This window comes from Bradyrhizobium sp., from assembly GCF_035570375.1.
GTDB lineage: Bacteria > Pseudomonadota > Alphaproteobacteria > Rhizobiales > Xanthobacteraceae > Bradyrhizobium.
Genome location: NZ_DATMLW010000222.1, coordinates 1 through 13,241, shown reverse-complemented (window position 1 = coordinate 13,241; position 13,241 = coordinate 1). Strand labels below are relative to the sequence as shown.

7 protein-coding genes and 1 pseudogene are annotated in these 13,241 nt (G+C 61.2%); 3 read left to right on the top strand and 5 right to left on the bottom strand.

Annotated elements, in window-relative coordinates; genetic code table 11:
- Window positions 1-39: 39 nt before the first annotated feature.
- The 3 genes and pseudogenes from VNX23_RS24225 to VNX23_RS24215 form a co-directional block, all read right to left on the bottom strand.
- A complete protein-coding gene (locus VNX23_RS24225; RefSeq protein WP_325634095.1) occupies window positions 40-1,335 on the bottom strand; it encodes an MFS transporter in 1,296 nt (431 codons plus the stop codon).
- 376 nt (window positions 1,336-1,711) lie between these two features.
- Window positions 1,712-2,902 carry an adenylate cyclase gene (locus VNX23_RS24220; protein WP_325634096.1) on the bottom strand — a complete coding sequence of 397 codons (1,191 nt, stop codon included), beginning with the start codon at window positions 2,900-2,902 and terminating at the stop codon, window positions 1,712-1,714.
- A 129-nt stretch (window positions 2,903-3,031) separates the two neighbouring features.
- Window positions 3,032-3,487 (bottom strand): annotated as a pseudogene (locus VNX23_RS24215) (adenylate/guanylate cyclase domain-containing protein); the annotation flags it as partial.
- A gap of 391 nt (window positions 3,488-3,878) precedes the next feature.
- Between VNX23_RS24215 and VNX23_RS24210 the strand changes: the two are divergent.
- Both VNX23_RS24210 and VNX23_RS24205 read left to right on the top strand, forming a co-directional pair.
- On the top strand, window positions 3,879-5,414 hold the full coding sequence (locus VNX23_RS24210; RefSeq protein ID WP_325634094.1) for an MFS transporter: 1,536 nt from the start codon (window positions 3,879-3,881) through the stop codon (window positions 5,412-5,414).
- 244 nt (window positions 5,415-5,658) lie between these two features.
- Entirely contained in the window at window positions 5,659-9,036 is a 3,378-nt protein-coding gene (locus VNX23_RS24205; protein WP_325634093.1) for an AAA family ATPase, read from the top strand.
- 268 nt (window positions 9,037-9,304) lie between these two features.
- Here VNX23_RS24205 and VNX23_RS24200 read toward each other — a convergent pair whose 3' ends face one another.
- Both VNX23_RS24200 and VNX23_RS24195 read right to left on the bottom strand, forming a co-directional pair.
- The gene (locus VNX23_RS24200; protein WP_325634092.1) at window positions 9,305-10,477 is read right to left on the bottom strand and encodes an aminotransferase class I/II-fold pyridoxal phosphate-dependent enzyme; all 1,173 of its coding nucleotides are present in this window, start codon (window positions 10,475-10,477) and stop codon (window positions 9,305-9,307) included.
- Window positions 10,478-10,506: 29 nt separating this feature from the next.
- Window positions 10,507-10,932 carry a cysteine synthase gene (locus VNX23_RS24195; protein WP_325634091.1) on the bottom strand — a complete coding sequence of 142 codons (426 nt, stop codon included), beginning with the start codon at window positions 10,930-10,932 and terminating at the stop codon, window positions 10,507-10,509.
- Window positions 10,933-11,090: 158 nt separating this feature from the next.
- Between VNX23_RS24195 and VNX23_RS24190 the strand changes: the two genes are divergently transcribed.
- The coding region (locus tag VNX23_RS24190; protein WP_325634090.1) for an adenylate/guanylate cyclase domain-containing protein at window positions 11,091-13,241 on the top strand (2,151 nt) is incomplete at its 3' end.

Below are 13,241 nucleotides of genomic sequence, written 5' to 3'. Positions count from 1 at the left end.
TGAGGAATCGGCGGACTTGGCTCAGACGCGGCCCGCGTCTTAAACTTCGGCGCGCAGAACCCGCCCCCGCGTTTCCGGCAGCGTGTAGGCTGTGACGAAAAACACGCCGTAGGCTGCTACCGCGAAGATCGCAATCGCGTTGGCGAGCGATGTCGAAGCCGACAGCGCACCAACCAGAAACGGAAACAGCGCGCCGATGCCGCGGCCGAAATTGTAGCAGAAGCCTTGGCCGGAGCCGCGAAGTCTTGTCGGGTATAGCTCGGTGAGGAACGCGCCGACACCGGAGAAATAACCCGACGCGAAAAACCCGAGCGGGAAGCCCAGTACCCACAGCAGCTCGTTGGTCAATGGCAATTGAGTGTAGAGCAGCACCACGGCAATGGCGCCGAGCGAAAAGATCAAGAACAGGTTGCGCCGGCCGATGCGGTCGGCAAGCCACGCGCCAACAAGATAACCGATAAACGAGCCGACGATCAGCGCCGACAGATAGCCTGTGGAGCTGACAATCGAGAGGTTGCGTTCGCTGGTGAGGAAACGTGGCACCCAAAATGTGGTCGCGTAATAGCCGCCCTGACATCCCGTCGACATCAGCGATGCCAGGATGGTGGTCTTGAGGATCGGACCGGAAAAGATATCCCACAATGGAGGGTGATCGCCCGACGCTATCTGTTTCGCGCGGGTGGCTGCCGCAATCTCTGGTTCGGTGACGTAGCGTCGCAGATAAAATACCAGAAGTGCCGGCAGCGCGCCGATGACGAACATCCAGCGCCACGCCGTTTCCGCGGGCAAATAGGAAAACAGGATCGCCTGTGCCAGCACTGCAAGGCCCCACCCGACTGCCCACCCCGATTGCACCGAGCCGACCGCGCGTCCGCGGTATTGCGGGCGGATCGCTTCGCCCATCAGCACCGCGCCCGCGGCCCATTCACCGCCGAAACCGAGGCCCAGCAATGCACGGGCGATCAGGAGCTGATCGAAATTCTGTACGATCGCGCAGACCAGCGAGAAGAACGAGAACCAGAGGATCGTGAACTGCAACGTCCTGACGCGCCCGATGCGGTCGGCGACGTAGCCGCCGAGCCAGCCGCCGACCGCGGAGGCCAGCAGCGTCACCGTGCCGGCGAGGCCCGCCGTGCCGGGATCGACCTTCCACAGCGTGATGATGGTGCCGATCACGAGTGGGTAGATCATAAAGTCCATGCCGTCGAGCGCCCAGCCGGACGCGCAAGCCCAGAACGTGTGACGCTCCGCTGCGTTCATGTCGCGATAAAACGCAAGCAGGCTGGTGTCTTCTATCGAAGCGACTTCTGCCGATGCTGGCCCAGTCGTAGCCATGATCGTTTCTCCCGGAACTTATCGCGTCCCGACGTTAGGCGGGTTCGAAGGAATCGTGAAGCCGAACCTAGGCCGCATTAAAGCAAGAGCGCGCGAGGCGCAGGTAGTTCCGGCACAATGCGAAGTTTTCCACGCGCCGAAACCGGAGATCGCGCGTCTCCTAAGGATGCCAACCTCATCAGCGCCCATGAGACGGCTGTAGCCCTCCACATCTGCTGCGAAGACTGCGACGAGGCGTCGGCTGACTGCCATAGGGTCTGACATGCGTGCCCCAATGCCAACCTTTTGGCGACCAGTGTGAGCTGGCAAGCGTGTCGTCGTCAACCTAAGAGCCATCGTTTGTCCAAAGGGAGGGTTTTCGCTGCCTGGGCTGTACTCAACTCTCCGGCATGCCGGCCTTGCGCAGCCCGTCGAAGAACCTCTCGTTCCAAGCAATCCACTCGGGATTGTCCGCCAGTGCAAACTGCAGCGTGCGCAATTGGGCAATCGTTGTAGTTTTGACCAGAGGTAACGCATGATAGTGATCGAGCGCCTTCTTCGCCTCGGCCGGGCGGCCGGTAAGCGCGAACGCCGCCGCGAGCAGCAGATCGGCAAAGGGATCGACGTGCTCCGCCCGGCTGCGGAGCACCCAATCAATGGCCGCCTCGTATTGCTGCTTCATGAAGAACGCCCATCCCTTGTAGTGATAGAAAATCCAGAGCGCTGGATCGCGCGGACTGAGGCGGATGGCCTCGTCCGCGAACTCAAGCGTGAGATCCGGCCGGCCGAGACAGCCGTTGGCCAGGCAACGGACAAAATTTGCGCCGATGTAGTCGTAGCTCAAGGCGAGGGCGCGTTCTGCCTCGCCGAGGGCCTGCTCGTGACGATTACGCCCCGTGAGCACGCAGGATTTAGCGAAATGTGCGATGCCACTGTCGGCGTCCAGGACAAGCGCCCGCGAGATGAGTTCCTCCGCCTTTTCGAGATCTGCCTCCCGATCGACGCTCTGCGCGGTGATGACCGACACCGCGATGAAAAATGCCAACGCACTCAGCGCGAAGACGTCATGCCCGTCTGCCTGCAGCGAGCGCTCGCACGCGGCGACGACATCGCTGGGGCCGGAATTATTGAAAAAAGCAGCCTTGCAACGCAATGCCAAATCCTGGGCGTCAGGATTGTTCGGACGGCTGCGCGACGCGCGGGCGAGATCGGCTGCGATCAGTTTTATTTGCAGGGTCCGCGCGATCCGCCAGACAATCTGGTCGACTGCCTCGAAGAGATCGGATCGTGGCGCATCGAACTGATCGGCCCAAAGATGCGCCCCAGTTGCGACGTCGATGAGCTGTGCGTTTACCCGTATCTTGTTGTGGCTGTGCTGCTCGCTGCCCTCCAGGGCGTAACGCACGCCAAGCTCCTTGCCGACCTGCTTCACATCGACCGGCTTGCCTTTATAAGTGAAGGCGGTGCTCCGCGCGATCACGAACGTGCCCTCGATACGTGCTAGACCGGTCGTGAGATTCTCGGTCAGGACGTCGGCAATATACTGCTGGTCCGGGTCGCCGCTGAGGTTCACGAAGGGCAGCACCACGATGGACGCTTGCGGCGGTGTGGTGACCGAGTCCGGACTAGCCCGCGCCGGCTTTCCGACTTCGAGCGAATACGCCCGGATCGGCTCGGCAATGTTCTTGAGTTTCTGCTCGCCGAGATCGCCAACCACCAGGTCGAGCCGCGCTTTAACCTGGCGATAAGCATCTTCGGAAATACAGATCGCTCCGGGCTTTGCGATGCCTTCCAGTCGTGCAGCGATGTTTACTCCATCGCCCATAAGGTCGCCATCGCTCTCCTCGACCACGTCGCCGAGATGGATTCCAATCCGAAATTCGATGCGGCGCTCGGGCGGCAGCCCCGCATTCCGCTCGATCATGCCGTTCTGAACCTCGATGGCACAACGCACGGCGTCGACAACGCTGCTAAACTCGACCAGAGCCCCGTCGCCAGTGCGCTTTACTACCCGCCCGTGATGGATTGCTATGCTCGGATCGATGAGATCGCTCCGCAACGCCCTGAGCCGCGCCAGCGTGCGGTCTTCATCGGTACCCGCTAGGCGGCTGTATTCCACAACATCGGCTGCGAGAATCGCGACGATCTTACGGCGCGGTTGGTTGCCTGTCATCGTCAAGGACCCCCACCCGAAAAGGCGAAGATGTTACGAAAAGTCCGGGGTTAAAGCCATAACCGTTGACCCGTAATTATTGGTCAATCGGAGCCACAGACCTCTCGCGAGTGCAGTTGCAAGTTGGGTGGACCGGTGCAAAAGCCATGGAGACCTATTCCGCTGCTGGCATTTTCCTGCTGTAATCCATCTGGTTGAGCGCGATGTTAGTGCGAGGGCAAAGGCGACGCGAATTCATTTTCGGTGATTGGCGGCGACGGCTTGGTCGCAGGCGAGCCGGCGCAACAATCGGCAATTCCAGCCATCCACTTGGATCACGCCGATGAACTCGTGACTGGTCGAGCCAAGCAAAGTGACGATTGGGGAATGGAAACGGGGAGGAGGATTGAAAATGTCTTCAACGACGGTAACGCCACAGGCGCGGCCTGGGTTTGCGGTTTGGAATCGCAAGCATGCTCATTATCCAGAACGCGCACAGCGGCTGCGGCAGCTACTGCTGGTGGTGGCAATCACGATCGCTCTCTACTACGCACTCTATGTGGGCGGAGGCGTGGCAACCCTGATGTTGCCGCAGCTGCACATGCCGTTTTCGATTTTTGTGTACATACTCGCCGCGGGAGGTCTCCTGGGTGCCTTCGCATCGCTTATCGCGGGGCTAGCCGACCGTTTCGGTCGTGCAAATCTGGTGGTCTATGGGCTATTGCTGGTGGCGCTGATCACCGCTTTTTGGACCCCGAACGTCACGAGTCCGCTGGGATTTGCGCTTGCCTTCGGCGCGATCTCATTCGTGGAAGGCATCGCTCTCGTCGCGACGCCTGCGCTGATCCGCGATTTCTCGCCGCAGGTCGGACGCGCGACTGCGATGGGGTTCTGGACTTTGGGACCGGTATTGGGCAGCCTGACGGTAAGCGCAATTATCACAGTGTCCCTGCCCGCCTACCAGACTTGGCAGAGCCAGTTCTACATTTGCGGCGCGATCTGCCTTGTATTGTTCGTATTGGCGTTCCTGTTCCTGCGCGAGCTTGCACCAGCGCTTCGCGACCAGCTTATGGTTAGCGAGCGCGACCGGGTGCTCATCGAGCTGAAGGCGAAGGGGCTCGATATCGAGGCCTCCTTGCGCAACCCATGGCGGCAGATGCTGCATCTGGACGTGATCGCATCGGCATTTGGCGTGTCGCTGCTGCTGTTCTTCTACTACACGGCAGTGGCCTTCGGCGTGATCTATCTGGTGACCATGTTCCAGTTTTCAGTGGAGCAGGCGAACGCCCTCGGAAATTGGAGCTGGGGAGCCAATGCCGTCGCGCTAATTGTCGGTGGCTTGCTCTCGGATCACTTCCGGGTACGCAAACCGTTCATGCTGGTAGGCGGCATCGGCTGTGCGGTCGCGATCTATCTTTACCTCACCCAAGCGGGGCAGCATCCAAGCTTCACCAAGCTGGCGCTCATCCTCTGCGCGCAATCGATCTTCGGGGGGCTGGCCTATGTGAGCTGGATGGCAAGCTTCACCGAGACGGTGGAGGCGCGCAATCCGGCGCTGACTGCGACCGGGCTCGCGGTTTGGGGCTGGCTGTTACGGCTTGTGGTGACCGTGTGCTTTATCGCATTGCCGCTGGTTGTGAAATCGGTAGACACACTGGTGGCGGCGCCCTTCTATATCGCGGCCTATAAGCAGGCCCTAGCAGCGAATCTCACGCCGCCACCAGAGTTATTGGCACAAATGGGGGCGATCCAGGCGGCCGCAGAGGCCGCCCCGGGCGAATGGCGCATTTGGTACGCGGTGTGCATCATTTGCGTGGTGGTGTTTATCGCAACCATTTTCGTGATGCGCGGGCGCTGGAGCCCGGCAGTGGCACGGGCCGACGAGGCGGCGCATGACGCCAAGGTCGCTCGCGAGCTGGCGAGCCTGCAATCAAGGCCTCAGGCGTAGCGGGACCGTCTGCTCGATGGCGTGATGAATTGTATCGCCGCCCTTCCACCGGGGGCGGCGACCAAATGCTTGATTGACGTGATTGCTTACCTTGTGGGGCTACTGTCCCAATTCCGCGAGCGCCGCGTCGACCCGAGCGGCGGGCTGGGGCGGCGTGGTGGCGGCGAGCCAAAAGCGGATGCCGAAAAGGCGCTACCCCAGATAGGCCGCCTCGACTAGGATCATGGCGAGCAGGGGCGCCACCATGGATGTCGGAGCTTGGCTGCGGAAGCTCGGCCTCGAACAGTATGAGGCGGCATTCCGCGAGAATAACGTCGACGACACCATCGTCCCGAGTTTGACGACGGAGGACTTGAAGGAGCTTGGTGTCGGATCTGTCGGGCATCGCCGTAAGCTGCTCGACGCCATCGTTGCCTTGCGAGCCGAAACGCACGGACCAACGCCGCTATCCGACGCTGCTCCGCCAAGAGAGGAAGCCGCCAAGGACACTGCCGAGCGCCGCCAGGTGACCGTAATGTTCTCGGACCTCGTCGGTTCGACGGCGCTCTCCACCCGTCTGGACCCAGAGGACCTGCGCGAGGTCATTTCCGCCTACCAGAGGTGCGTCGCCGACACCGTGCGCCGCTTCGGCGGCTTCGTCGCCAGGTACATGGGTGACGGGGTGCTGATCTATTTCGGCTATCCGGCAGCGCATGAGGATGACGCCGAGCGGGCAGTTCGGGCCGGCCTCGCGCTGATCGATGCGGTCGCCACGCTCGCGGCTCCTGAGCCCCTACAAGTGCGGGTAGGGGCTGCCACCGGGATGGTGGTAGTCGGGGATCTTCTGGGGTCTGGCGAAGCGCAGGAGCACGACATTGTCGGCGAGACGCCAAACCTTGCGGCACGCCTTCAAGGCATCGCCGAGCCGAACACAGTTGTCATTGCAGAGGCCACGCGCAGGCTGCTGGGCAATCTCTTCGAGCTGCAGGACGTGGGGCCCAAGGAGCTCAAAGGGATGGTCGGTCCGGTGCGAGTGTTCGCGGCCGTACGGGCAAGTTCTGCGGAGAGCCGCTTTGAGGCAATGCACGCCGGCGGCCTCACTGCGCTCGTCGGGCGCGAAGAAGAGCTTGAACTGCTGTTGCGCCGCTGGGCGAGAGCCAAGACCGACGAAGGCCAGGTGGTGCTGCTATCCGGTGAGGCCGGGATCGGCAAATCGCGGCTCACTGCGGCGCTATTGGAGCGACTCGTCAGCGAACCGCACACGCGACTGCATTATTTCTGCTCGCCGCAAGGCACCGATAGCGCGCTCTATCCGATCATCAGGCAAATGGAACGCGCCGCCGCGTTTTTGCACAACGACACGGCGCGTGCAAAGCTCGACAAACTCGATGCTGTGCTGGCGCAAGGTTTTACGGCACGCGAGGACGCGGGGCTTTTTGCCGACATGCTGTCACTACCGAACGATGGACGCTATCCACCGCTAGACCTGACCTCGCAGCAGCGCCGGCAAAGAACCCTAGAAGCCCTGACCGCACAGCTTGCGGGATTGGCAAGCCAGCATACGGTTCTGATAATTTTCGAGGATGCGCATTGGATTGACCCCACGAGCTTGGAAGTGCTCGGTCGAACCGTCGACCGAATAAGAACCCTTGGCGTGTTGCTGGTTGTTACGTATCGGCCGGAATTTGAACCGCCCTGGATTGGACGGCCTCATGTTACTACCCTCACTATCAACCGGCTCAGCGAGCGCGAAATCGCTGCCATGATCGACCGCGTCACCGGCAATAAGCCGCTGGCGGCGGGCATCAGACAGGACATTATCGAACGCACAGACGGCATTCCATTGTTTGTTGAGGAAATGACGAAGTCGGTGCTCGAAGCGGTTGGCGAGGGAGCGGCCGAGCGCGCGGTTGCAGCCACTCCGTCGCCGTCCGTTGCGGTTCCGGCAAGCCTGCACGCCTCACTGATGGCGCGGCTCGACCGGCTCGGTCCCGCTAAGGAGGTGGCGCAGATTGGGGCGGTGATCGGCCGTGAGTTCTCCCACGCTCTGCTTGCTTCAGTGGTTCGCGCAACCGGGGCGCAGCTGGCATCGGCGCTCGACCGGCTCATCGAGGCCGGTCTGCTGTTTCGGCAGGGCGTACCGCCCCATGCGACCTACCTGTTCAAGCATGGCCTCGTGCAGGACGCGGCCTATGGCACACTGTTGCGGGAGCCGAGACGCGCGCTTCACGCCCGGATCGTGGAAGCCCTCGAAAGCAAATTCACGGAAATCGCCGAGAGCCAGCCAGAGCTGCTGGCTCGTCACTGCACCGAGGCCGGGTTGATTGAGAAGGCCGCGGGCCTGTGGGGGAAGGCGGGACAGCGGTCGCTGGAGCGTTCGGCGCTTTTGGAGGCGGCGATTCAGTTGAGCCGCGCGCTTGCCCACATTGCGGCGTTGCCTGGAACGGCAGCCCGACGCCGCGAAGAGATTAAGCTTCAGGTCGCGCTTGTGAACGCTCTGATGCACACCAAAGGATATGCGGCGCCCGAGACCAAAGCGTCGCTCGATCAGGCGCGCTCTTTGATAGCGCGGGCGGAAGCACTTGGCGAGCCGCCCGAAGACCCGCTGCTGCTGTTCTCGCTCCTTCACGCTGTCTGGGCCTCGAACGCATATGCGTTCAACGGTGACGCCCTGCGCGACCTTGCGGCGCAGTTCCTGGCGCTCGCAGAGGAGAAGAGAGCCACCGTCCCGCTTGCGATCGGGCATCGCCTCATGGGAACCGCCCTGCTGTTGACGGGGGACATCGCGCCGGGTCGCGCGCAGTTCGATCGCGCCATCGCGCTCTACGACCGCGCCGAGCACCGCACGCACGCGACGCGATTTGGCGTGGACCTCGGGGCGGCGGTCCGATCTCGGCGGTCGCTGGCTCTGTGGTTGCTCGGCTATCCCGAGGCCGCGCTCGCAGATGCAGACCACGCAATCGACGACGCACGCGAGATCGATCATGCCGCCACGCTAATTCATGCGCTAGCCACATCATCGTTGACCCTGATCCACTGCGGAAACTACGCCGGAGCGAGCGCGCGGTCCTCCGAAGTTGTAGCACTGGCGGACGAAAAGGGCGCGTTGCTCTGGAAGGCGTACGGGACCATGACCCAAGGTTGTCTGCTGGCCGCGACCGGCAAAGCCACAAGCGCCGCCGACGTGATCACCGAGGGAATCAGCGGATGGCGGTCGACCGGGGCCACGGGGTGGACCCCATGGTATTTGTCATTTTTGGCGAGGGTCCATGCAGGGCTCGGCCAATTCGACGACGCTTGGCGCTGCATTGACGAAGCCATGACCACGGTGGAAACGAGCAAGGAAAAATGGTGTGAGGCCGAGGTCCGCCGCATCGGCGGCGAAATCGCCCTGATGTCGCCGGACCGCGATGTAGCAAAAGCAGAAGCGCATTTCGACCGCGCCCTCGTAATTGCCCGCGTACAGCAGGCCAAATCCTGGGAGCTGCGCGCGGCGATGAGTATGGCGCGGCTCCTTCGTGAGCAGGGTAAACCACAACAAGCTCGCGAACTACTTGCTCCGGTCTACGGCTGGTTCACCGAAGGATTTGACACGCTCGATTTGAAAGAGGCAGCGGCGTTGCTCGATGAGCTGCACGCCTGACTACCAATTTCGAACCAGCTACGTCCTTTGGCACTTGAGATCAGATTTACGCAAACGAATTTCCGCGAATTTGTTGCAGTGCACGAGTCCGTTTGTGGCCCTTCGCGACATTTCGCATGGAGCGTAGCGACGAGGTCGCTTTTGGTGGTGAAGCGGACATCAATGGGCGAGCCGTGCTGGGTGGCTCAGTCCCGAATGACCCTGAGCGGACCTCAAGGAGTGCTCGATAGATTCAGGCAGGCGCCAACGCGAACTGCTTACCTGCCCGTCATGCCACATCGATAAATGCTGGGAGCGCCCGTTCAACCATCTCATCGGATGCCGTCAGACTTATTCGGAAGTAGTCGGGCGTATTCATCATGCTACCGGGCAGCACAAAGACATCACGATCTGCTAGCGCGTTCCATTGTCTCTGTGGATCACTATCCGCCCACTTGCTCCAAAGGTAGAATGTGCCTTCAGGCACAAGGACTGAATATCCGGCACTCAGGAGCGTCGCCATAAACCGGTCGCGCCGCCGCGTAAGCGACACTTGGTCGATCGCGAGATTTTCAAGGTCGGGAATCGCGTATTGCATCACGGCATTAGGAAAACACCAACCGAGGGCCATCTGGGCGGGAAACATCATACTCCGAAGAGCATGCCGATCCGCAGGTGGCATCAAGGGCGATATAGCGAGATAACCGAGCCGCTGTCCCGGTGCGAGTAGCACCTTGCCATAACTGTAGGAGATAAGTGTCCATGGATACAGCGCCGCCGGGCTCGTGAAATCGCGCCCGTCGAAACGCAACTTTCGATAAGGCTCGTCCGACAAGAGAAATATTCGGTGGCCAATTCTGGTCGAGGCACGCTCAAGCAAATCGGCCAGAGCCTCAAGTGACCCACGGCTGTAGATACGTCCGGTTGGATTGTGGGGCGTGTTAACGATCACGAGCCGTGTCTTGGGTCCGATTGAAGCTTCGACCGCAGCTAGATCGAGATCAAACGTCGACGCCTGTAGCTTGACCTTCCGCGGCACGGCATTGGCGGCCAACAGCATCGGCTCATAGCAGAACCATGCCGGTTCCGAATAGATGACCTCGTCACCTGCGTCGACCACAAGCCGAAAGGCGACCATGATGGCAGCGAATGCACCGGCCGTCAGCGCAATGTCTGCCGGTTCAAAGGTAAGGTTGAGCTCGCGGCCGACCCGCTCAGCGACAAAGGCTTGTGGCTCCTGCTCACTCGTCTTATAGGCGAACCAGTTCTTGTCGTGTGGGATTGCCCGCTCCCGAATCGCGTTGACGATACCTTCAAGTGGCATTTCGTGTGGATTGCCGAAGGTGAAGTCACATATGCCGGGCTCAAGCCTGCGCTCAGCATAGCGTGAGTTAAAAACGAAGGACTTCACCGCCTTGAACGCCGCGTCCGTCGCTATAATCCGAGCCGAAATAGCCAACATCCGTTACTCGATCGTTTAGTGATGACTGCTCAAGGATTGAGCTGGGCACTCGGCGTAGAGCGTGAGATCTTAAGCTCTTCCTCATTCATGTCTGCCGACACATCAGCGAAAAGAGGCGTGCTCAAATAGCGCTCGCCGGTGTCAGGAAGCATACAGAGAATGTTCGCTCCTTTTTCCGCCTCGGCTGCAATCTTTAGCGCGCCGGCGAAGGTCCCACCAGAGGTAATGCCGACGAAGATGCCCTCCTGAGTAGCAAGGGCCTTGCTGCTGCGAATGGCGCCGGGGCCGGAGATCGGCAAGATGCGATCGATGACCTTCATTGCGACCGCGTCGTCAGTGAGTTGGGGGATAAAATCCGGCGTCCAACCCTGCATCGGATGCGGACCGGAAGTGACTGGCCAACTTTCGAAATGGCGCTTTTGACTTAGTGTCGACATCCACCGCATCGCTGCCAAGTTCAGCGGTAGCTGACGTATCGACCAAAATGGAAACAGAAGAGTCGCGAGCTTCTGTAGGTCAGTAACCGAGACCTATTTAACGGAGGTGACGATGCGAAGTTGAAAAGGATAAACTGGCAATTCTTCTGGCGAGCAAGGTAAGCGTCGGGGCCGCGATGCAGCAAATTGCCGACTGGCTCGAAAAGCTCGGTATGTCCGAATACGCCCAGCGGTTTGCTGAAAACCGCATTGATTTCTCGGTACTTCGCGAACTGACCGATCAGGACCTGAAAGAGCTTGGCGTCGTCCTCGGTGATCGCCGAAAAATGCTGCGCGCGATTGCCGACATCGACGGTATCGAGACGAACGCACCAGCCGCGGCCGCCAGAGCAACTGCAGCACCGGGTCGCACACCCGTCGCGTCAGAGCCAATCCCGACCGCAACACCACCGCCAATCTCCGCCGCGGCTGAGGTCAGCGGTGAGCGCCGCTATGTCACAGTGATGTTCTGTGATCTCGTCGGCTCGACCAGCATTTCCGCCCAGCTCGATGCCGAGGAGTGGCGCGACCTCGTCAGCGCTTATCTCGATGCCGCCTGCGCCGCCGTGATCGAGATGGGCGGCCATGTCGCCAAGAAGTTGGGCGACGGGCTAATGGTGCTATTTGGCTATCCGGTGGCGCAGGAGAACGACGCCGAACGCGCGGCGCGGGCCGCGCTCTCGATTCAACGGGCGCTAGCTGCGGTGAACCGCAAGAATACTGAGACTGGCAAGCCAGCGCTCAACGCCCGCATCGGGATTGAAACCGGAGCGGTCGTGATCGACGCGGCGGGCGAGATTTATGGCGATGCGCCCAACGTCGCGGCTCGGGTACAGGCGTTAGCTGAGCCAGGCACCGTCGTCGTGACAGCGAGGGTCCAGCGTCAGATCGCCGGCTTGTTTGTCGCCGAGGAGCGCGGCAGCCACGAACTTAAAGGTATGCATGAGCCGGTGACACTATACCGGCTCGTGCGGGCGAGCGGCGGCGGACGGCGCGCAGGGCAACGCCATCTCACGCCGCTGGTGGGTCGCGATGAGGAAATCGCCATGCTGATGCGGCGCTGGGAACGGGCACGGCAGGGCGAAGGCCAGTTGGCACTGATCATTGGCGAACCGGGCTTGGGTAAATCCCGCCTGGTCGAGGAATTTCATGCCCGACTGAGCGAAACGCCGCATACCTGGGCTGAATTTAGTTGTTCACAGCTCTTGCAGAACACGCCGCTGCACCCAATCGCGGATTGGGGGCGTCAGCGTTTCGGCGGCGCCGATGTGCCCGCCGACAAGCGCTTGGCAGACCTCGAGAACACGCTGGGGCTGGTCAAGCTCGACCCAGTAGAGAATGCCACGCTCCTATCTCCGCTGCTCGACATTCCATTGCCACCGGACCGCGCCCTGGCTTTGCCGCCAGAGGATTTACGACGCCAGCAACTAGCGGCGCTTACCAATTGGTGGATGAGTGGCGCACGGGCTCAGCCAGCGGTGATAGCAGTGGAAGACCTACACTGGGCCGATCCGACCACGCTCGACCTGTTGCGCGGCTTTGCCGAACGCGGTGCGCTGGCGCCACTGTTTTTTGTTATCACGGCTCGACCTGAGTTTCGGGCGCCGTGGGGCATGCGCTCGCATCACGGCGTAATTGCGTTGGCGCCGCTCGATCGCCAACAGGTACGGCACATGGTCGGCGGCCTTGCGGCCCACCATGCGCTGCCCAAGGAAGTGGTTGACAGCCTGACTGAGCGCACCGCCGGCGTGCCGCTGTTTGTTGAGGAAGTGACGCGACTTTTGCTGGAGCGCGGCGAGCATGGTGGCATGGACGCAATACCGCCAACACTGCAACAATCGCTCATGGCGCGGCTTGATCGACTCGGCTCAGCGCGCGAGGTAGCGCAGATTGGCGCGGTGATTGGGCGCGACTTCTCCTACCCGCTTATTCGCGCCGTGGCCGACATGGAGGACACCGCCCTGCAGACGGCGCTGGAGCGGCTTGCCGAGGCCGACATCCTGCTGGTGCAGGGGCTACCACCGGAATCCGAATATCGCTTCAAGCATGTGCTGATTCAGGACGCAGCCTATGAGAATTTGCTCAGAAGCCGACGCCAGGTTTTGCACCGCCGCGTCGGCCGGACGATCGAAAACCGATTTGCCGAAATCGCCGAGAGCCAGCCCGAGCTGATAGCGCAGCACTATACGGCGGCCGCAATGCCGGAGCAGGCGATTGCCTATTGGATGAAAGCGGGCGAGCGCGCGCTCGCGCGCTCGGCGTATCGCGAGCCGCTCGCCTATTTCGAC